16 protein-coding genes and 1 pseudogene are annotated in these 21,040 nt (G+C 71.9%); 14 read left to right on the top strand and 3 right to left on the bottom strand.

Annotated features, from left to right (window positions below):
* Positions 1-13: 13 nt before the first annotated feature.
* From nuoE to ACIPSC_RS16490, 14 genes and pseudogenes are all read left to right on the top strand, one after another.
* Positions 14-769, top strand: a complete 756-nt coding sequence (nuoE, locus tag ACIPSC_RS16425; RefSeq protein WP_400826449.1) for an NADH-quinone oxidoreductase subunit NuoE — start codon at positions 14-16, stop codon at positions 767-769.
* Positions 769-2,130 carry an NADH-quinone oxidoreductase subunit NuoF gene (gene nuoF, locus ACIPSC_RS16430; protein ID WP_400826306.1) on the top strand — a complete coding sequence of 454 codons (1,362 nt, stop codon included), beginning with the start codon at positions 769-771 and terminating at the stop codon, positions 2,128-2,130. The genes nuoE and nuoF overlap by 1 nt, the downstream gene beginning before the upstream one ends.
* Positions 2,127-4,577 (top strand): annotated as a pseudogene (locus tag ACIPSC_RS16435) (NADH-quinone oxidoreductase subunit G); the annotation flags it as partial. The gene nuoF and the pseudogene ACIPSC_RS16435, both read left to right, overlap by 4 nt.
* A gap of 266 nt (positions 4,578-4,843) precedes the next feature.
* Positions 4,844-6,172, top strand: coding sequence for an NADH-quinone oxidoreductase subunit NuoH (nuoH, locus tag ACIPSC_RS16440; protein ID WP_400826307.1), 1,329 nt, complete (start codon positions 4,844-4,846; stop codon positions 6,170-6,172).
* Positions 6,173-6,177: 5 nt separating this feature from the next.
* A complete protein-coding gene (nuoI, locus tag ACIPSC_RS16445; RefSeq protein ID WP_380235576.1) occupies positions 6,178-6,789 on the top strand; it encodes an NADH-quinone oxidoreductase subunit NuoI in 612 nt (203 codons plus the stop codon).
* Positions 6,786-7,739: an NADH-quinone oxidoreductase subunit J gene (locus tag ACIPSC_RS16450; protein WP_400826309.1), complete on the top strand. Its 954-nt coding sequence runs from the start codon at positions 6,786-6,788 to the stop codon at positions 7,737-7,739. The genes nuoI and ACIPSC_RS16450 overlap by 4 nt, the downstream gene beginning before the upstream one ends.
* Entirely contained in the window at positions 7,736-8,035 is a 300-nt protein-coding gene (nuoK, locus tag ACIPSC_RS16455) for an NADH-quinone oxidoreductase subunit NuoK (protein ID WP_209412994.1), read from the top strand. Before ACIPSC_RS16450 ends, nuoK begins: the two co-directional genes overlap by 4 nt.
* Positions 8,036-8,049: 14 nt before the next feature.
* On the top strand, positions 8,050-9,963 hold the full coding sequence (gene nuoL / locus ACIPSC_RS16460) for an NADH-quinone oxidoreductase subunit L (RefSeq protein WP_400826312.1): 1,914 nt from the start codon (positions 8,050-8,052) through the stop codon (positions 9,961-9,963).
* A gap of 34 nt (positions 9,964-9,997) precedes the next feature.
* Entirely contained in the window at positions 9,998-11,635 is a 1,638-nt protein-coding gene (locus ACIPSC_RS16465) for an NADH-quinone oxidoreductase subunit M (RefSeq protein WP_400826313.1), read from the top strand.
* Positions 11,632-13,269 (top strand): NADH-quinone oxidoreductase subunit NuoN, encoded by a 1,638-nt coding sequence (gene nuoN, locus ACIPSC_RS16470; protein WP_400826314.1) that lies wholly within the window; start codon positions 11,632-11,634, stop codon positions 13,267-13,269. The genes ACIPSC_RS16465 and nuoN overlap by 4 nt, the downstream gene beginning before the upstream one ends.
* Positions 13,270-13,592: 323 nt before the next feature.
* On the top strand, positions 13,593-14,603 hold the full coding sequence (locus tag ACIPSC_RS16475; protein ID WP_313765172.1) for a polyprenyl synthetase family protein: 1,011 nt from the start codon (positions 13,593-13,595) through the stop codon (positions 14,601-14,603).
* A 266-nt stretch (positions 14,604-14,869) separates the two neighbouring features.
* The gene (locus ACIPSC_RS16480) at positions 14,870-15,532 is read left to right on the top strand and encodes a response regulator transcription factor (protein ID WP_313765173.1); all 663 of its coding nucleotides are present in this window, start codon (positions 14,870-14,872) and stop codon (positions 15,530-15,532) included.
* A 410-nt stretch (positions 15,533-15,942) separates the two neighbouring features.
* Complete coding sequence (locus ACIPSC_RS16485; RefSeq protein ID WP_400826316.1) at positions 15,943-18,030, top strand: 2-oxoacid:acceptor oxidoreductase subunit alpha; 2,088 nt, start codon at positions 15,943-15,945, stop codon at positions 18,028-18,030.
* Positions 18,027-19,082: a 2-oxoacid:ferredoxin oxidoreductase subunit beta gene (locus tag ACIPSC_RS16490; RefSeq protein WP_400826317.1), complete on the top strand. Its 1,056-nt coding sequence runs from the start codon at positions 18,027-18,029 to the stop codon at positions 19,080-19,082. Before ACIPSC_RS16485 ends, ACIPSC_RS16490 begins: the two co-directional genes overlap by 4 nt.
* A gap of 127 nt (positions 19,083-19,209) precedes the next feature.
* Here the strand turns inward: ACIPSC_RS16490 and ACIPSC_RS16495 are convergent, their stop codons facing one another.
* The 3 genes from ACIPSC_RS16495 to ACIPSC_RS16505 all read right to left on the bottom strand — a co-directional run bounded on the left by ACIPSC_RS16495 (position 19,210) and on the right by ACIPSC_RS16505 (position 21,014).
* Entirely contained in the window at positions 19,210-19,596 is a 387-nt protein-coding gene (locus ACIPSC_RS16495) for a VOC family protein (RefSeq protein WP_400826318.1), read from the bottom strand.
* A gap of 183 nt (positions 19,597-19,779) precedes the next feature.
* Positions 19,780-20,505 carry a hypothetical protein gene (locus ACIPSC_RS16500; RefSeq protein WP_400826319.1) on the bottom strand — a complete coding sequence of 242 codons (726 nt, stop codon included), beginning with the start codon at positions 20,503-20,505 and terminating at the stop codon, positions 19,780-19,782.
* 284 nt (positions 20,506-20,789) lie between these two features.
* The gene (locus ACIPSC_RS16505) at positions 20,790-21,014 is read right to left on the bottom strand and encodes a DUF6011 domain-containing protein (RefSeq protein ID WP_238949833.1); all 225 of its coding nucleotides are present in this window, start codon (positions 21,012-21,014) and stop codon (positions 20,790-20,792) included.
* Positions 21,015-21,040 lie beyond the last annotated feature (26 nt).

Here is a 21,040-nt window from a genome sequence, read left to right on the forward strand (position 1 = left end):
CGTCCAGTTGGGGATGCCGGCGCTGCCGGCCAAGCCGTACCCCGAGGAGGTGCGCGCCCGGCTCGCCGCCGACGCCTCCGAGCTGATCGGCCGCTACCCGGAGGCCCGGTCCGCGCTGCTTCCGCTGCTGCACCTGGTGCAGGCCGAGGAGGGCTTCGTCAGCCCGTCCGGCATCCGGTTCTGCGCCGAGCAGTTGGACCTCACCACCGCCGAGGTCACCGCGGTCGCGACCTTCTACACCATGTACCGCCGCCGGCCCGCCGGGAAGTACCACGTCGGGGTCTGCACCAACACCCTGTGCGCGGTGCTCGGCGGCGACCAGATCTTCGACGAGCTCCAGCAGCACCTCGGGATCCGCAACAACGAGACCACCGAGGACGGCGAGATCTCGATCGAGCACATCGAGTGCAACGCGGCCTGTGACTACGCCCCCGTGGTGATGGTCAACTGGGAGTTCTTCGACGACCAGACCCCGGAGAGCGCCAGGCGGCTGGTCGACGACCTGCGGGCGGGCCGGGAGGTCCACCCCACCCGGGGCGCCCGGCTCTGCAGCTTCAAGGAGTCCGCCCGCATCCTGGCCGGCTTCCCCGACGAGCGCCCGGGCGCCGTCGACGAGTCCGGTGCCGGCGGCGCGCCCTCGCTGGCCGGCCTGCGCCTGGCCCGGGGCGAGGCACTGCCCGGAACCGGCGGCACCAGGGTCGTCTCCCCCCGCCATGAGGGGCTGGGCCCCGAGGGCACCGGAACCGGCCACGAAGGGACCGAAGCGTGATGACCTCCGCCGAGCCGGCCGAGAAGCTGCTCACCCCCGTGCTCTCCGCCCCCTGGGACGACACCCGGCCCTGGACGCTCGACACCTACCGCCGCCACGCCGGGTACGAGGGCCTCCGAGCGGCCCTCGCCATGCCCCCGGACGACGTGATCGCCCTGGTCAAGGACGCCGGCCTGCGCGGCCGCGGCGGCGCCGGCTTCCCCACCGGCATGAAGTGGCAGTTCATCCCGCAGAACGACGGCAAGCCGCACTACCTGGTGGTCAACGCGGACGAGTCCGAGCCGGGCACCTGCAAGGACATCCCGCTGCTGTTCGCCAACCCGCACGTGCTGATCGAGGGCATGATCATCGCGTCCTACGCGATCCGCTGCGACCACGCCTTCATCTACCTGCGCGGCGAGGTCGTCCCGGTGCTGCGCCGCCTGCACGCGGCCGTCGCCGAGGCCTACCGGGCCGGGCTGCTGGGCCGCGACATCCTCGGCTCCGGCGTCGACCTCGACATCACCGTGCACGCCGGCGCCGGCGCCTACATCTGCGGCGAGGAGACGGCCCTGCTGGACTCGCTGGAGGGGCGCCGCGGCCAACCCAGGCTGCGCCCGCCGTTCCCGGCCATCGCCGGCCTCTACGCCTGCCCGACCGTGGTCAACAACGTCGAGTCGATCGCCTCGGTGCCGGCGATCCTGGCCCGCGGCAAGGAGTGGTTCAAGAGCCTGGGCACCGAGAAGTCCCCCGGATTCACGCTCTACTCGCTCTCCGGCCACGTCACCAACCCCGGCCAGTACGAGGCCCCGCTCGGCATCACGCTGCGCCAACTGCTGGACATCAGCGGCGGCGTCCGGTCCGGCCACCGGCTCAAGTTCTGGACCCCGGGCGGCTCGTCCACCCCGATGTTCACCGACGAGCACCTCGACGTCCCGCTCGACTACGAGGGCGTCGGCGCGGCCGGCTCGATGCTCGGCACCAAGGCCCTGCAGATCTTCGACGAGACCACCTGCGTGGTCCGGGCCGTCACCCGCTGGACCGAGTTCTACGCCCACGAGTCCTGCGGCAAGTGCACTCCGTGCCGCGAGGGCACCTACTGGCTGGTCCAGCTGCTCAAGCGGATCGAGGCCGGCGAAGGCGTCGACGGCGATCTGGAGAAGCTGCTCGACATCGCCGACAACATCAACGGCAAGTCCTTCTGCGCCCTCGGCGACGGCGCGGCCAGCCCGATCGTCTCCTCGCTCCAGCACTTCCGGGCCGAGTACGAGCAGCACATCGCCGAGCGCCGCTGCCCGTTCGACCCGGCAGCCTCCACCGTCTGGGCCGACGGCCCCCGCCCCGGCCACCAGTCCGCCACCGAAAGGGAGGTGCACGCGTGACGATCACAGAGCCATCCACCTCCAAGGCGGCGGTCGAACTGGTCACGCTCACCATCGACGACGTCGAAGTGCAGGTCCCCAAGGGGACGCTGGTGATCCGGGCGGCCGAACAGATCGGCACCCAGATCCCGCGCTTCTGCGACCACCCGCTGCTGGACCCGGCCGGCGCCTGCCGGCAGTGCATCGTCGAGATCGAGGGCCAGCGCAAGCCGGTCGCCTCCTGCACCATCCCGGTCGCCGAGGGCATGGTCGTGCGCACCCAGCTCAGCTCGCCGGTGGCGGAGAAGGCCCAGCGCGGCGTGATGGAGCTGCTGCTGATCAACCACCCGCTGGACTGCCCGGTCTGCGACAAGGGCGGTGAGTGCCCGCTGCAGAACCAGGCGATGTCCACCGGCGACGCCGACTCCCGCTTCGACGGGATGAAGCGAACCTACGAGAAGCCGGTCCCGATCAGCAGCCAGGTGCTGCTGGACCGCGAGCGCTGCGTGCTCTGCGCCCGCTGCACCCGCTTCTCCCAGCAGATCGCCGGGGACCCGTTCATCGACCTGGTCGAGCGCGGCGCCCTCCAGCAGGTCGGCACCGGGCAGGGCGACGACTTCGAGTCCTACTTCTCCGGCAACACCATCCAGATCTGCCCGGTCGGCGCGCTCACCTCTGCGGCTTATCGTTTCCGCTCCCGGCCGTTCGACCTGGTCTCCTCGCCGAGCGTCTGCGAGCACTGCTCCTCCGGCTGCGCCCAGCGCACCGACCACCGCCGCGGCAAGGTGCTGCGCCGGCTGGCGGGGGAGGACCCGGCGGTGAACGAGGAGTGGAACTGCGACAAGGGCCGGTTCGCCTTCCGCTACGCCCAGCAGCGCGACCGGCTCACCACCCCGCTGGTCCGCGACTCCGGCACCGGTGAACTCGTCACCGCCTCCTGGCCGGAGGCGCTCGCCCGGGCGGCCGCGGGCCTGCGCGGCTCCCGCACCGGTGTGCTCACCGGCGGCCGGGTCACCGTCGAGGACGCCTACGCCTACGCCAAGTTCGCCCGGGTGGTGCTCGGCACCAACGACGTGGACTTCCGCTCCCGCCCGCACAGCGGCGAGGAGGCCGACTTCCTGGCCGCCGCCGTCGCCGGCCGCGGGGTCGACCTGGACGGGGCGGGCGTCGCCTACCAGGACCTCGAAGCGGCGCCGGCCGTCCTGCTCGCGGGCCTGGAGCCCGAGGAGGAGTCGCCGATCGTCTTCCTGCGGCTGCGCAAGGCCGCCCGCGCCCGCGGCCTCAAGGTCTACTCGATCGCCGCGTTCGGTTCCCGGGGCCTGGCCAAGCTGCGCGGCGCGCTGCTGCCCGCCGCCCCGGGCACCGAGCCCGAGTGGCTGGCCGCCCTGGCCGCCGACGAGCCGCTGAACGACGACGCCGGCCGCGCCGCCGAGCTGCTGCGCACCCCCGGCGCCGTGATCCTGGCCGGCGAGCGGCTGGCCGTCGTCCCCGGCGCGCTCACTGCGGTGCTGCGCCTGGCGCACGCGACCGGTGCCCGGCTCGCCTGGATCCCGCGCCGGGCCGGCGAGCGCGGCGCCGTCGAGGCCGGCGCGCTCCCGGGGCTGCTGCCGGGCGGCCGTCCGGTCACGGCTCCGGCCGCCCGGGCCGAGGCCGCCGCCTCCTGGGGCGTGGCCGAGCTCCCGGCGCGGCCGGGCCGGGACACCGACCGGATCCTGGCCGCTGCCGCCTCCGGGGACCTCGACGCGCTGCTGGTCGGCGGCGTCGACCCGGACGACCTGCCGGACCCGGCGCTCGCCGAGGAGGCCCTGGCCGGCGCGCCGTTCGTGGTCTCGCTGGAGCTGCGCCCGTCCGCGGTCACCGCGCACGCCGACGTGGTGCTGCCGGTCGCCGCGGTGGCCGAGAAGTCCGGCACCTTCCTGGACTGGGAGGGCCGGGTGCGGATGTTCGAGGCTGCGCTCAAGCCGGACCAGCTGATGAGCCGCCACCTCCACCCCGACGTCCGGGTGCTGAACATGCTGGCGGACGCGATGGGCCACCGGCTCGGCCTGCCCGACGTCCGGGCGGCCCGCCTGGAGCTGGACCGCTTCGCCCCGTGGGCCGGCGACCGGGCCACCGACCCGGCCGCGCACCCCGGGCTGCTGCCCCGGCCGGCCACCGGCCAGGCGGTGCTCGCCGGCTGGCGCCAGCTGCTGGACAACGGCACGCTCCAGCAGGGCGACCCGCACCTGGCGGGTACCCGGCACCGGGCCGTCGCCCGCATCTCGCCGGCCACGGCAGAGGAGATCGGCGCGGCCGAGGGGCCCACGGCGGGGCTCCGGGTGACCGGCCCGGCCGGCTCGCTGACCCTCCCGCTGGAGATCACCAAGGACATCCCGGACCGCACGGTCTGGCTCCCGCTCAACTCCACCCCCGGCGGCGCCTACCGCACCCTCGGCACCACGATCGGCCACCTGGTCACCGTGGCGCCCGAAACCGTGGCGCCCGAACCCGTCGCCGCCGAGCCCGTCACCGCCGGCCCTGCGGCCATCGGGTCCACCGCCGGAGCAGCCGCGCCGGCCGCAGAGCCGGCCGAGACCGCGCCGACCGCACGGCCCGCACCCGACGCGCCACCCGGCCGCCCCGCAAACGCGTCCACCGTCCACGCGTCCACCACCGCCGGCGCAGCCGACACCGGCTCCACCGCCGAGGCGGCCGGCGCCACCGACCCGTCCGCCACCACCCCGGAGGAGGAGCAGTGAACCTCGCCGCGTACGAGACCCTGGGCTTCTTCGGCCGTGACCCCTGGTGGCTGGTGCTGCTCAAGGCCGTCTTCTGCTTCGCCTTCCTGGTCGGCACCGTTCTGGTCGCGATCGTCTGGGAGCGCAAGGTCGTCGCCTGGATGCAGCTGCGCATCGGCCCCAACCGGCACGGCCCCTGGGGTCTGCTGCAGTCCCTCGCGGACGGCGTGAAGCTGGCGCTCAAGGAAGACCTGGTGGTCAAGGGCGCCGACAAGGCGGTCTACATCCTGGCCCCGATCGTCTGCGCGATCCCCGCGTTCATGGCCATCGCGGTGATCCCGTTCGGCCCGGCCGACAACGAGGTGTCGATCTTCGGCACCCGGACGCCGCTCCAGCTGACCGACTTCCCGGTGGCGCTGCTCTACATCCTGGCCACCGCCTCGGTCGGCATCTACGGCATCGTGCTGGCCGGCTGGTCGTCCGGTTCGACCTACCCGCTGCTCGGCGGGCTGCGCTCGTCCGCCCAGATGATCAGCTACGAGATCGCGATGGGCCTGTCCTTCGCGGCGGTGTTCATCTACTCGGGCTCGATGTCCACCTCGGAGATCGTCGCCTCGCAACAGCCGACCTGGTTCGCGGTGCTGCTGCCGGTGTCGTTCATCGTCTACGTCGTCGCGATGGTCGGCGAGACCAACCGGGCCCCGTTCGACCTCCCGGAGGCTGAGGGCGAGCTGGTCGGCGGCTTCAACACCGAGTACTCCTCGCTGAAGTTCGCGATGTTCATGCTGGCCGAGTACGTCAACATGGTCACCGTCTCCGCGGTCGTCTCGACGCTCTTCCTGGGCGGTTGGCGGGCGCCCTGGCCGGTCTCCGCCTTCTGGGAGGGCGCGAACCACGGCTGGTGGCCGATGCTCTGGATCATTCTCAAGATCCAGGTGGTGCTCTTCTTCTTCATCTGGCTGCGCGGCACGCTGCCCAGGCTCCGCTACGACCAGTTCATGAAGCTGGGCTGGAAGGTGCTGATCCCGGTCTCGCTGGTCTGGCTGGTCATGGTGGCCGCCGTCCGGGCGCTGCGCAACGAGGGCTACGACTTCGGCGAGGTGGTGCTGTACGTCGGTGCCCCGGTCGGCGCGATCCTGCTGCTCGCCCTGCTGCGCGACTTCCTCAGGCGCAAGCCCGAGGAACCGACCGAGCCGCCCGCCGCCGAGTTCGACCCGATGGCCGGCGGGTACCCGGTGCCCCCGCTGCCCGGCCAGGAGCTCCCGCCGGTCCCGCGCCGGCGCAGCCGGGCTCCGAAGCAACTCCAGGACGCCCTCAACGGGGCCGACCATTCCGAAGGGAGCTGACCGCGATGTCGTCCGACCAGAACGGCAGCGGCGACCGGCCGGAGCGGCCCGACAGGCCCTCCATCCTCGGGCCCGCCGCGGGTTTCGGCGTGACCTTCAAGGCCATGTTCAAGAAGCGGCTGACCGAGCAGTACCCGGAGGAGAAGAAGCCCACCGCGCCGCGCTTCCACGGCCGCCACCAGCTGAACCGGCACCCCGACGGCCTGGAGAAGTGCGTCGGCTGCGAGCTCTGCGCCTGGGCCTGCCCGGCCGACGCGATCTACGTGGAGGGCGCGGACAACCGGGACGAGGAGCGCTACTCGCCCGGCGAGCGCTACGGCGCGGTGTACCAGATCAACTACGCCCGCTGCATCCTCTGCGGCCTCTGCATCGAGGCCTGCCCGACCCGCGCGCTCACCATGACCAACGAGTACGAGCTGGCCGACTCCTCGCGCCGGGACCTCATCTTCACCAAGGAGCAGCTGCTGGTCGGCCTCTCCGAGGGGATGGTCGACAGCCCGCACGCGATCTTCCCGGGCGCCGACGAGGGCGCGTACTACCGGGGCGAGATCACCGCGGCCGCGCCCGGCACGGTCCAGCAGGAGCGCACCCTGCGGGAGAAGGAGGCGCAGCAGTGACCCCGCTGAACCTGGCCGCCGCCCAGGCGGCCGTCACCGGCGCGACCTCCACCGGCGAGGCCGTCCAGTTCTGGGTGCTCGCGGTGATCGCGGTCGGCGGTGCGCTCGGCATGCTGTTGATGCGCAAGGCCGTGCACAGCGCACTCTGCCTGGCGGCCACCATGCTCGCCCTGGCTGTCTGTTACATGGCCCAGGGCGCGGTCTTCCTGGGCGTGGTGCAGATCGTCGTCTACACCGGCGCGATCATGATGCTCTTCCTCTTCGTGGTGATGCTGGTCGGCGTCACCACCGCCGACTCGTTGAAGGAGCAGCTGAAGGGTCAGCGGTTCGCCGCGGTGCTCTGCGGCCTCGGCTTCGGCGTGCTGCTGATCGCCGGCATCGCCAACGCCAAGCTGGACACCTTCACCGGCCTGGCCGAGGCCAACGCCGAGGGCAACGTGCAGGGCCTGGCCCGGCTGATCTTCACCAAGTACGTCTGGGCCTTCGAGGTCACCGGCGCACTGCTGATCACTGCCGCGATCGGCGCCATGGTGCTGACCCACCGCGAGCACGTGAAGGCCCCGAAGACCCAGCGCGAGCTGGCCGCCCAGCGGGTCAAGGACAACATCCAGCTCTCGCCGCTGCCCGCGCCCGGTGTCTACGCCCGGCACAACGCGGTGGACATCCCCGCCCTGCTGCCGGACGGCACCGTCGCCGACAGCTCGGTGATGGAGACCCTGCGCGAGCGCGGCCAGGTCCGCGACGTCAGCCAGGAGATGCTGCGGCGGATGGCCGAGCTGGAGGAGACCACCGCCGACTGGCTCGGCCGCCCGCAGTCCGAGCGCCCGCCGGTGGCCGGCCCGCGCAAGCAGTTGGAGGGCGGCGCGGCGACCGGGCCCAGGGAGCTGGAGCCGGTGGCCCCGAACAACCACGCCGTGCCGAACGGCCAGGACGAGGAGGACGCGGAGTGAATCCGGTCAACTACCTCTATCTCTCAGCCCTGTTGTTCACCATCGGCGCCTCGGGCGTGCTGATCAGGCGCAACGCGATCGTCCTGTTCATGTGTGTGGAGCTGATGCTCAACGCCTCGAACCTGGCGCTGGTCACCTTCTCCCGGCTGCACGGCAACCTGGACGGGCAGATCATCGCGTTCTTCACCATGGTGGTCGCGGCGGCCGAGGTCGTGGTGGGCCTCGCCATCATCGTCTCCATCTTCAGGACCAGGCACTCCGCTTCGGTCGACGACAGCAACCTGATGAAGCTGTAGGCGGAGGGCCTTCGGTGAACTCTCTCATTCCGCTGCTGGTGGCGGCTCCGCTGGCCGGCGCTGCCCTGCTCCTGCTCGGGGGCCGTGCCTTCGACCGGTTCGGCCACTGGCTGGCCACCGGGCTGGCCGCGCTCTCCTTCGGCCTCGGCCTCGCGCTCTTCTCCGACATGCTGGGCCGGCCGGGCGACGAACGCGCCGTCACCGAGCAGCTGTTCAGCTGGGTTCCGGTGAACGGCTTCCAGGCCGACATCGCGTTCCAGCTCGACCAGCTCTCGATCACCTTCGTCCTGCTGATCACCGGCGTCGGCACGCTGATCCACCTCTACTCGGTGGGCTACATGGCGCACGACGAGCGCCGGCGCCGCTTCTTCGCCTACCTGAACCTCTTCCTGGCGGCCATGCTGCTGCTGGTGCTCGCGGACAACTACCTGCTGCTGTACTTCGGTTGGGAGGGCGTCGGCCTCGCCTCGTACCTGCTGATCGGCTTCTGGCAGCACAAGCCGAGTGCCGCGACGGCCGCCAAGAAGGCGTTCATCGTCAACCGCGTCGGCGACATGGGCCTCTCCATCGCGATCATGCTGATGTTCGCCGAGTTCGGCACCTTCGACTTCGGGCCGCTGCTCGGCTCGGAGGGCTCGGCCGGCGTGGCGGGCGGGGCGAGCGAGGGCAAGCTGACCGCGATCGCGCTGATGCTGCTGCTGGCGGCCTGCGGCAAGTCCGCCCAGGTGCCGCTGCAGTCCTGGCTCGGCGACGCGATGGAGGGCCCGACCCCGGTCTCGGCCCTGATCCACGCGGCCACCATGGTGACCGCCGGCGTCTACCTGATCGTCCGCTCCGGCCCCATCTTCAACCTGGCGCCCGACGCCCAGACCGCCGTGGTGGTGGTCGGCGCGGTCACGCTGCTGTTCGGTGCGATCGTCGGTTGTGCCAAGGACGACATCAAGAAGGCGCTGGCCGGCTCGACGATGTCGCAGATCGGCTACATGATCCTGGCGGCCGGCCTCGGTCCGATCGGCTACGCCTTCGCGATCATGCACCTGGTGACGCACGGTTTCTTCAAGGCCGGGCTGTTCCTCGGCGCCGGGTCGGTCATGCACGGCATGAACGACGAGGTGAACATGCGTCACTACGGCGGCCTGCGCAAGTACATGCCGATCACCTTCATCACCTTCGGGCTCGGCTACCTGGCCATCATCGGCTTCCCCGGCCTGTCCGGCTTCTTCTCCAAGGACAAGATCATCGACGCGGCCTTCGCCAAGGGCGGGACCGAGGGCTGGATCCTCGGGCTCTGCACCCTGCTCGGCGCGGCCATCACCGCGTTCTACATGACCCGGGTGATGATCCTGACCTTCTTCGGCGAGAAGCGCTGGCAGCCGGACGCCGACGGCCACGACCCGCACCCGCACGAGTCGCCGAAGACCATGACCACCCCGATGATCCTGCTCGCCTTCGGTTCGGTCTTCGCGGGCGGCCTGTTCGTCCTGAACAACTCCTTCGTCAACTGGCTGGAGCCGGTCACCGGCCACGAGGAGGGCAACTCGCCGCTGACCCCGTTGACGGTCTCCGTGCTGGCCACGGTCTGCATGCTGATCGGCGTCGCGATCTCGTACCTGATGTACGGGCGCTCGGCCGTCCCCGCGGTGCCGCCGGTCGGCTCCCCGCTCACCCGGGCCGCCCGCCGCGACCTGCTCCAGGACGACTTCAACCACGCTGTCCTGGTCCGCCCCGGCTCGGCGCTGGCCGCGGCGCTGGTCTACTTCGACAGCCGCGGCCTGGACGGCTTCGTCAACGGACTGGCCGCCACCATCGGCGGAATCTCCAGCCGGCTGCGCCGGATCCAGAACGGCTACGTCCGCTCGTACGCGCTCTCCATGTTCGGCGGCACGCTGGTGCTGGTCGCCACGACTCTCCTGATGAGGTCCGTCTGATGAATAGGCCCAGTTCATCTCCGGGGGTGCGGCGATGAGTCACCTGCTGACCGCGACCTGCGCCGTCCCGGCCGCGGGCGCGGTGCTCACCGCGGCGCTGCCCGCCGGGTCCACCGAGGCCCGGCGGCGGACCACCAAGGCCGTCGCGCTCGGGACCTCTGCCGTCACCCTGGCCCTGGCGGCCGCCGTGGCGGGGCAGTTCGACCCGGACGGCGCGCGCTACCAGCTGACCGAGTCCTACACCTGGATCCGCTCCTTCGGCATCAGCTTCTCGCTCGGCGTGGACGGCATCGGCACCGTGCTGGCGCTGCTCACCGCCGTCCTGGTCCCGATCGTGATGCTGGCCTCCTGGCACGACGCCGACCCGCCCGGCCAGGACTCGCCCGACGGGTCCTTCGAGAACCGGCGGCGGACCCAGGGCTTCTTCGCCCTGATCCTGGCGGTGGAGGCGATGGTGATCGTCTCCTTCTACGCCACCGACGTCTTCCTCTTCTACGTGTTCTTCGAAGCCATGCTGATCCCGATGTACTTCCTGATCGGCGGCTTCGGGGACCGGGCCGGCGGTCCGGAGTCGGCGCGCCAGCGCTCCTACGCGGCCGTGAAGTTCCTGCTCTACAACCTGCTCGGCGGCCTGGTCATGCTGGCCGCGGTGATCGGCTTCTACGTGATCGCGCAGGACCAGGGCTTCGGCACCTTCGACCTGCCGACGCTCACCTCGGCGATCGCCGACGGAAAGCTGGTGCTCAGCGGCACCGCGGAGAAGGCGCTGTTCCTCGGCTTCTTCTTCGCCTTCGCGGTGAAGGCCCCGCTCTGGCCGCTGCACACCTGGCTGCCGAACGCGATGGGCGAGGCCACCGCCGGGACGGCCGTCCTGATCACCGCGGTGGTCGACAAGGTCGGCACCTTCGCGATGCTCCGCTTCTGCCTCGGCCTCTTCCCGGACGCCTCGAAGACCTTCGCCCCGGCGATCCTGGTCCTCTCGCTGATCGGGATCATCTACGGCGCGCTGCTGGCGGTCGGCCAGAAGGACATCAAGCGGCTGGTGGCGTACGCCTCCATCTCGCACTTCGGCTTCATCATCATGGGCATCTTCGCGATGACCAGCCAGGGCCAGAGCGGCGCCACCCTCTACATGGTCAACCACGGCATCTCCACCGCCGCGTGGATGCTGGTGGCCGGCTTCCTGATCTCCCGCCGCGGCTCGCGACTGATCGCCGACTACGGCGGCGTGCAGAAGGTCGCCCCGGTGCTCGCCGGAACGTTCCTGATCGGCGGCCTGGCCACCCTCTCGCTGCCCGGTCTCGCACCCTTCGTCAGTGAGTTCCTGGTGCTGGTGGGCACCTTCACCCGGTACCCGGCGATCGGCATCGTCGCCACCTTCGGCATCGTGCTCGCCGCGCTCTACGCGCTGCTGCTCTACCAGCGCACGATGACCGGCCCGGTCAAGGCCGAGGTGAGCGCCATGCCCGACCTCAAGGCGCGCGAACTCGCCGTCGTCGCCCCGCTGGTGGCCCTGACCATCCTGCTCGGCGTCTACCCGAAGCCGCTGACCGACATCGTCAACCCGGCGGTGGACGCGACGCTGACGCAGGTCCACCGGACCGACCCGGCCCCGGCCCACCCGGTCGCCGGCCACCCCGGAGCAGCCCCCTCAGGAGGTGAGCACAAGTGAGCACCACCGGATGGCTCGCCGCCGCGGGCGGCAACAGCCCGAGCATCCCGGCGCCGCATGTCGAGTACGGCCAGCTCTCCCCGATGCTGGTGGTGTTCGGCGCCGCCGTCACCGGCGTCCTGCTGGAGGCCTTCCTGCCCCGCCGGCACCGGCACTGGGCGCAGGTCTGGCTGGCGCTGATCGGCCTGATCGGTGCCTTCACCGCCGTGGTGGTGCTCGCCGCCCAGGGCTACGGGTCGACCAAGGTCGACCTGCTGGCGATGGGCGCGGTCGCGCTGGACGGCCCCGCACTCTTCCTCCAGGGCGTGATCCTGCTGGTCGCCGTGGTCGCCGTGCTGACCTACGCCGAGCGGCGGCTGGAGCCCAAGGCCGGCGGCGAGCCGGCCGACGCCTTTGCCGCGCAGGCCGCCGCCACTCCCGGTGGCGAGCAGGAGCGCGCCGCGGTCCGGGCCGGCCTCACCACCAGCGAGGTCTTCCCGCTCACCATGTTCGCGGTCGGCGGCATGCTGCTCTTCCCCGCCGCCAACGACCTGCTGACCATGTTCGTGGCGCTGGAGGTCCTCTCCCTCCCGCTGTACCTGCTCTGCGCGCTGGCCCGGCGCCGCCGGCTGCTCTCCCAGGAGGCGGCGGTCAAGTACTTCCTGCTCGGCGCCTTCGCCTCGGCGTTCTTCCTGTTCGGCACCGCCCTGCTCTACGGGTACGCGGGGAGCGTGCGGCTCGGGGACATCTCCGACGTGATCTCCGGCAAGGCGCTGGCCACCCCGGCACTGCTCTCCACCACCCAGAACGACGCGTTGCTGCTGGTCGGCCTGGCGATGCTCGCGGTCGGCCTGCTCTTCAAGGTCGGCGCGGTGCCGTTCCACTCCTGGACCCCGGACGTCTACCAGGGAGCGCCGACGCCGGTCACCGGTTTCATGGCGGCCGCGACCAAGGTGGCGGCCTTCGGCGCCCTGCTGCGGCTGTTCTACGTCGCCTTCCCCGGCCTCCGGCTGGACTGGCGGCCGGTGATGTGGGGCGTGGCGATCCTGACCATGGTGGTCGGCGCGATCCTCGCCGTCACCCAGCAGGACGTGAAGCGGCTGCTCGCCTACTCCTCGATCGCGCACGCCGGGTTCATCCTGACCGGCGTGATCGCCACCAACAAGCAGGGCCTCAGCTCGGTGCTGTTCTACCTGCTGGCCTACTCCTTCGTGACGCTCGGCGCCTTCGCCGTGGTCACCCTGGTCCGCGACTCCAAGGGAGAGGCCACCCACCTGTCCAGCTGGGCCGGGCTGGGCCGGCGCTCCCCACTGGTCGCCGGGGTCTTCGCGCTGTTCCTGCTGGCCTTCGCGGGCATCCCGCTCACCTCGGGCTTCACCGGGAAGTTCGCCGTCTTCCAGGCTGCGGCGGCCGGCGGCGCGACCCCGCTGGTGATCGTGGGTGTGCTCAGCTCGGCGGTGGCCGCGTTCTTCTACATCCGGGTCATCGTGCTGATGTTCTTCTCCGACCCGCAGCCGGGCGGGCCGACGGTGGTCATTCCGAGCGCCTTCACGGCCACCGCGATCGGTGTCGGCGTCCTCGTCACCCTCGGGCTCGGGCTGCTGCCGCAGTACTTCCTGGACCTCGCGTCGAAGGCCTCGCTCTTCGTCCGCTGAGGCCCCGTCCGAGTCGGTCGCAGGCCCGTCAGGGGCCTGTCCGGGCCCCGTCCGGAGCCTGTCCGCGGGCCCGTCAGGTGCCCCGGCCGGAAGGCTCGGAGGGGGCCCGCCGGGAGGCCCCTGCCGTCCGGGCCGCGCTTTATCCGCGCGGCCCGGACGAGTCGCCCCGGCACCGTGCCTGACCAGCCGATACAGCCCGACCATGACAGGACCCGCACGCCCGTGCAGTGATCCACTCGCGACCGGATACCCTGCCTGTATGGCCAGCGGCGGCACTCAGGGACCAGGCCGCTAGATCGACCAGGGACAGAGGAGTGGTCTTCGTGACCGTCGTGGGACCCTTTGGGCTCAGCGTGCAGGACCGCGATCTGACCCGCGACGTCCAGTACGGGATGGACGCGGTGGAGAACGCGCTCACCGAGGCCGTGAAGAGCGACGTCCCGTTCATCACCCTCACCGCCAGCCACCTGATGGAGGCCGGCGGCAAGCGCTTCCGCCCGCTGCTGGTGCTGCTCTCCGCCCAGTTCGGCGACGCCAACGCCCCGGGCGTGGTCCCGGCCGCCGTGGTGGTCGAGCTGACCCACCTGGCGACCCTGTACCACGACGACGTCATGGACGAGGCCCCGGTGCGCCGCGGCGCCCCCAGCGCCAACTCGCGCTGGGACAACTCGGTCGCCATCCTCACCGGCGACTTCCTCTTCTCCCGCGCCTCCCAGGTGCTCGCCGACCTCGGCCCCGACGCCGTCCGGCTCCAGGCCGACGCCTTCGAGCGGCTGGTCACCGGCCAGATCCTGGAGACCGCCGGCCCCGGCCCGGACGACGACCCGCTGCGCCACTACCTCGACGTTCTGGCCGGCAAGACCGGCTCCCTGATCGCGGTCTCCTGCCGGATAGGAGCACTCCTGGCCGGCGCCGAGCCGTGGGTGGTCGACATCCTCAGCGCCTACGGAGAGCGGATCGGCATCGCCTTCCAGCTGGCCGACGACGTGCTCGACATCGCCAGCGACGGCCACGAGTCCGGCAAGACCCCCGGCACCGACCTGCGCGAGGGCATCCCGACCCTGCCCACCCTGCTGCTCCAGCAGCTGCCGGTGGACGAGTCGGACCCGGCCGACCTGCGGCTGCGCGAGCTGGTCGCCGGCTCCCTCGACGACGACGAGCTGCACGCGGAGGCGCTGCGGCTGCTGCGCCGCCACCCCGCGCTGGAGCTCGCCCGCCGGGAGACCCTGCGACACGCCGAGGAGGCCCGCGCGCTGCTGGCCCCGCTGCCCGAGGGTCCGGCCAAGGAGGCGCTCCAGGGCCTCTGCGACGCGGTGGCCATCCGCACGATGTGACCGACCCGGGGGAGCGGCCCCGGGGAGCGGCCCGGCGAAGTGGCCCGCCCGGCCCCCGGTCCCGGCCCCCGGCCCCCGGTCTCGGCCCCCGACCCCCCGGTCTCGGCCCCCGTCTCGGCGCCGGCGTCCGGGCCCCGTGCACGCTGCGGTTGCGGACCGTCCGAGCCCCCGGGCTGCCGGTGTGATTTGTCGCCCGGTGTTGTCGCGAGTAGGGAAGACTGGCTCCGTCAGTCCAGCCCGCAGCCGTGCCAACCCGGAAGGCCACCATGCTTCGCGTCGTCATCGCCGAGGACTCCGTACTGCTCCGGGAGGGCCTGACCCGGCTGCTCACCGACCGGGGCCTGGAGGTCGTGGCGGGCGTCGGCGACGGTGAGGCCCTGCTCAAGGCCGTCCACGACCTGGCCGCCGCCGGCACGCTGCCGGACGTCGTGGTCGCCGACGTCCGGATGCCCCCGACCCACACCGACGAGGGCGTGCGCGCCTGCGTCACCCTGCGCGGCCTCTACCCGGAGCTGGGCGTGCTGGTGCTGTCGCAGTACGTGGAGGAGCGGTACGCCTCGGAGCTGCTGGCCGGCTCCACCCGGGGCGTGGGGTACCTGCTGAAGGACCGGGTCGCCGAGGTGCGCGAGTTCGTCGACGCGGTGGTCCGGGTCGCCGAGGGCGGCACCGCGCTGGACCCCGAGGTCGTCCAGCAGTTGCTCAGCCGCAGCCGCAAGAGCGACGTGCTGGCCGGGCTGACCCCGCGCGAACGCGAGGTGCTCGGGCTGATGGCCGAGGGCCGGACCAACACCGCGGTGGCCAAGCAGCTGGTGGTCTCGGACGGCGCGGTGGAGAAGCACGTCAGCAACATCTTCCTCAAGCTGGGCCTGGCCCAGAGCCCGGAGGACCACCGCCGGGTGCTGGCCGTGCTCACCTACCTGAACTCCTGACCGACCCCCGCCGTCACCCGCCCGCCCGCCCGAGCGGTCACCCACCCGCCCCAGCGGTCACCCACCCGCCCGAGCGGCACCCGTCCGCACGCCCGAGCGGCTGCGCGCACACCTGCCCGCACCCCCCGGCGACCCGCCCGAGCGGCCGCCCGCGACCCGCCCGCACAGCCGTCGCCCGGGCGGCCGCCGGTTTCGGTACGCACCCGAACAAGCGTTCGCGGGTCCGGTATGGGACCGCCTGTCGCGGGCGTTGTACCTGGATACAGCGGCAGCGACATCGGCAGCTTCCTGCCGCATCGGGTAGTTCCGTCCCAGGCAATCCTCACCCGCATAGGATGCGAGAGGTGCACCAGGCGGACGGGGCACACGGCTCACGCCCGCGGCTGGTGCCCACGAGGAGGTCCGCGGCAGTGACCAGTCAGGTCGATCAGTCAGAAGCAGTGGACGGCTCGGGCGGCGACGAGGGCCGCCCCGGGCCCGGCGGCGGCCGATCCGGCCCCGCCGTGCCGGGCAGTCCGCAGCCCAGGCGCGCCAAGCCGATCCGCAGACTCGACCGGGTGATCATCCGGTTCGCCGGGGACTCCGGCGACGGCATGCAGCTCACCGGCGATCGCTTCACCTCGGAGACGGCGTCCTTCGGCAACGACCTCTCCACCCTGCCCAACTTCCCGGCCGAGATCCGGGCCCCCGCCGGCACGCTGCCGGGTGTTTCGTCCTTCCAGCTGCACTTCGCGGACCACGACATCCTGACCCCGGGGGACGCGCCCAACGTCCTGGTGGCGATGAACCCGGCCGCCCTCAAGGCCAACCTGCCGGACCTGCCGCGCGGCGCGGAGATCATCGTCAACACCGACGAGTTCACCAAGCGCGCGCTGTCCAAGGTCGGCTACCCGGCGGACCCGCTGGCGGACGGCTCGCTGGAGGCGTACCACCTGCACAAGGTGCCGCTGACCACGCTCACGCTGGAGGCGCTCAAGGACAGCGGGCTGGCGCGCAAGGACGCCGAGCGGGCGAAGAACATGTTCGCGCTGGGCCTGCTCTCGTGGATGTACCACCGGCCCACCCACGGCACGGAGTCCTTCCTGCGCAGCAAGTTCGCCAAGAAGCCGCAGATCGCCGAGGCCAACATCAGCGCCTTCCGGGCGGGCTGGAACTTCGGTGAGACCACCGAGTCCTTCGCGGTCTCCTACGAGGTGCCACCGGCCAAGCTCCCGGCGGGCCGGTACCGCAACATCTCCGGCAACCTGGCCCTCTCCTGCGGCCTGATCGCCGCCGCGCAGCGCGCCGGGCTGCCGCTCTACCTGGGCTCGTACCCGATCACTCCGGCCTCGGACATCCTGCACGAGCTCAGCAAGCACAAGAACTTCGGCGTCCGCACCTTCCAGGCGGAGGACGAGATCGCCGGCATCGGGGCGGCGCTCGGCGCGGCCTTCGGCGGTGCGCTCGGCGTGACCACCACGTCCGGCCCGGGCGTGGCGCTCAAGAGCGAGACCATCGGTCTGGCCGTCTCGCTCGAACTGCCGCTGCTGGTGGTCGACATCCAGCGCGGCGGCCCGTCCACCGGACTGCCGACCAAGACCGAGCAGGCGGACCTGCTGCAGGCGATGTTCGGCCGCAACGGCGAGGCGCCGGTGCCGATCGTCGCCCCGGCCACCCCGGCCGAGTGCTTCGACGCGGCGCTGGAGGCGGCCCGGATCGCGGTCACCTACCGCACCCCGGTCTTCCTGCTCTCGGACGGCTACCTGGCCAACGGCTCCGAGCCCTGGCGGATCCCGGAGGTCGACGAACTGCCCGAGATCACACCGGGCTTCGCGACCGGACCGAACCGCGAGGACGGCTCGTTCTGGCCCTACCTGCGCGATCCGCAGACCCTGGCCCGGCCCTGGGCGGTGCCCGGCACACCGGGCCTGGAGCACCGGATCGGCGGCATCGAGAAGCAGGACGGCACCGGAAACATCTCCTACGACCCGGCCAACCACGACTTCATGGTCCGCACCCGGCAGGCCAAGGTGGACGGCGTCACCGTCCCGCCGCTGGAGGTCGACGACCCGGACGGCGAGGCGCGGGTGCTGGTCCTCGGCTGGGGTTCGACGTACGGCCCGATCACCGCGGCCGTGCGGCGGGTTCGGGCGGACGGCGGCCGCATCGCCCAGGCCCACCTGCGCAACCTCAACCCCTTCCCCGCCAACCTCGGCACGGTGCTGAGGAGTTACGAGAAGGTCGTCGTCCCCGAGATGAACCTCGGGCAGCTGGCGCTGCTGCTGCGGGCCAAGTACCTGGTGGATGCGCAGTCCTACAACCAGGTGCGCGGACTTCCGTTCAAGGCCGCACAGTTGGCCGACGTGCTGTGGGCGGCGATCGGGTCGGAGGGCGGTTCGCCCGCCGGCCGGCCGGCCGGCGCGGGCGTCGACCCGACCACCGGTGCGACCGCCGACCCGACCACCGGTGCGACCGCCGGGGCCGCCGCCGGTCCGGCGAGCGAGGAGGACAACCGATGAGCGAGCAGCAGTTCCCCTCGCTGAAGCTGGTGCCGAAGGCCGAAGCGCCGCAGAGCACCAAGGACTTCAAGACCGACCAGGAGGTGCGCTGGTGCCCGGGCTGCGGTGACTACGCGATCCTGGCGGCGGTGCAGGCGTTCATGCCGGAGCTGGGGATCAGGCGGGAGAACACCGTCTTCGTCTCCGGGATCGGCTGCTCGTCGCGGTTCCCGTACTACATGAACACCTACGGAGTGCACTCGATCCACGGGCGCGCGCCGGCCATCGCCACCGGTCTGGCCTCCTCGCGGCAGGACCTCAGCGTCTGGGTGGTGACGGGCGACGGCGACGCGCTGTCCATCGGCGGCAACCACCTGATCCACGCACTGCGCCGCAATGTGAACCTGAAGATCCTGTTGTTCAACAACCGCATCTACGGACTTACCAAGGGCCAGTACTCGCCGACCAGCGAGCTCGGAAAGATCACCAAGTCCACGCCGATGGGGTCTCTGGACGCCCCGTTCAACCCGCTCTCGCTGGCGATCGGCGCGGAGGCCACCTTCGTCGCCCGGACGATCGACTCCGACCGCCAGCACCTGCAGTCCGTGCTGCGGGCGGCGGCCGAGCACAGGGGCACGGCGCTGGTGGAGATCTACCAGAACTGCAACATCTTCAACGACGGCGCCTTCGAGGTCCTGAAGGAGCCGGGCACCCGGGACGAGGCGCTGATCCGGCTGGAGCACGGGCAGCCGATCCGCTTCGGCGCGGACCACGGACAGGGCGTCTTCCGGGCCGCGGACGGCGAGCTGTTCGTGGCCGCGGTCACGGCGGAGAACGAGTCGTCCGTACTGGTCCACGACGCCCACGCGGCCGGCCCGGCGGCGGCGTTCGCGCTCTCCCGGATCGCGGACGCGGACACCCTGCACCACACGCCGATCGGCGTGCTGCGCAGCGTCGAGCGGCCGGTGTACGACGAGCTGATGGCCGACCAGCTGACCACCGCGGAGGCCCAGCACGGGCCGGGCGACCTCGCGTCGCTGCTGTCGGGGAGCGACACCTGGACGGTCGGCTGACCGTCCGGCGGTACAACGGAGCGGCGCCCCCGGCCTCGGCCGGGGGCGCCGCTCGTTCTGCGCCGTTCCGTTCCTTCCGCGCCGTTCCTTCTGCGCGGCGCTCGTCGCTGCGTGCCGCGCGGTGCCGCTACTGCTGCGGCTGCGCCCACTCGACGAGCTGGACGATCACGCCGTTCGGGTCGGTGACCTGGAACAGCTTCTCGCCCCAGGGCTCCTCACGCAGCGGCATGGTGATCTTCACGCCCTCCGCCCGCAGCCTGGCCTCCTCCCCGACCAGGTCGGTGACGACGAAGGCCAGGATGAGTCCGGCGGCGTGCTGGTCGCGGAACCCCTCGGGCAGGACGTCGGTGCCGCGCTTCAGGTAGACGACGTTCATCCCGGCGTCGTCGCGGCCGAGTGAGGCGAAGCCGTCGGCCGCCATCTGCTCGGCGAACCCGAAGTGCTGCTCCAGGAAGGCGGCGGAGGCGGCGACGTCCTCGACGGTGAGCGATACAGCGGAGCCGGTGATCTGCATGAGTGCGTGCCCTCTCGTCGGCGATTATCCCGTACGCCGTACACTGTACAACGTACGGAGAATCTGGCAAGGAGGAATCCTGCGAAACCCGGGATGCCTCTCGATTCGCCCGCCGACCGGGCGTGCGGCCGCTCCCCGCGGCCGCGCCCCGTGGCCCCTTGCCCCGTGACCCCTTGCGCGCGGCTACTTCCAGTTGACGCCCTTGCCGAGGGTGTAGGGCGAGCCCCAGTACTCGGCGCCGGTCACCTTGGTGGCCGCCGGGGCGACCGCCAGCGAGCAGGACTGTGCGGTCTGGCCGTTGGTGAAGCCCTTCGGCAGTGAGGGGCTCGGGCACTTGGCGAAGTTCCCGATGACCATGACCTCCTGGGCCTCGGTGCCGTCCGGCAGCAGGCCCTTCATGTGGTCCACGCTGGTGTGGGACAGATCGGTGGTGCCGGTGTTCGTGATGCTGTAGCGGATGTAGTACGGCATCAGGCCCTTGACCTTGTCGCCGAGCTTCAGGGGTTCGAGGTCGGCCGGGTCGCCGGCGTCGATCGAGGTCACGGTCAGCGCGACGGTGCCCTTGGTGCTGCCGGAGGTGAACTGGATCTGGGCCGGCTGGCCGATCTTGAAGGTCTGGCCCGGGGTCGCGAACGGCCCGCCGCCCCCGGCCGCGGGCGCACTGCCGGTCGGGGCGGGAGCGGCCGGGCTGGACGCGCCGGCCGAACCGGCCGGCGTGCTCGGGGTGGCCTGGCCGGCCGGGGTGGTGGGTGCGGCGGCCGGGCCGGAGGTCGGCGCGGCGGCGGTGGGCGGAGCGGTCTGGGCCGCGTCGGACGAGCTGTCGTCGTTGCAGGCGGTCAGGGCGAGTGCGCCGACCGCGGCGAGGACGATGAACGCGGGCGCGGTCCTGCCGGTGCGGATCGTGGTCATGTGAAGTCCCCCGGTTGCTCGGGACCGCCAAGTGGCGGTCCTCCTAAGGACGTTGATAGCGCGGCGGGACGGCGGCGGGCTAGCGGCCGGACGCGGACGTGACAAGTCCGCAGCAGGGCTGTCGAGAACTCGGTGTGTTTGCTCGGACCGCACGGGATTCCCGCCTGCGGGAGAGGAGTTGGGGTGTCGGCCCGCAGCCGGGCGGGGCGTTGGAGGCCGCCCGGCCGGCCCCCGGAGCCGTCCCGCTCCGCAGTCGTCCCGCCTCGGAGCCGTCCCGCCGCGGATCAGGCCAGGCCCGGCAGCGGGTCCTGGTCGACCTCGTGCCGCGGGACGCGCTCGGCCGGGTCGCGGCACTCGGGTCCGAGCCGGAGCATGCGCGACTCCGGGTCGTGCAAAGGGCGGTGGCAGCGGCGACAGGTGACGCGCGGGCGCAGCGGTTGCACGGTCGAGGTGCCCGGGAGCGGTTCGGGCCGGGCGTTCGGGGCGGTGTCGGGGGCGGCGTCGGTCATGGGCCGACGGTAGCCCGGCCGGGCGG

Origin of the sequence: Kitasatospora sp. NPDC090091 (assembly GCF_044747365.1) — a bacterium.
GTDB lineage: Bacteria > Actinomycetota > Actinomycetes > Streptomycetales > Streptomycetaceae > Kitasatospora.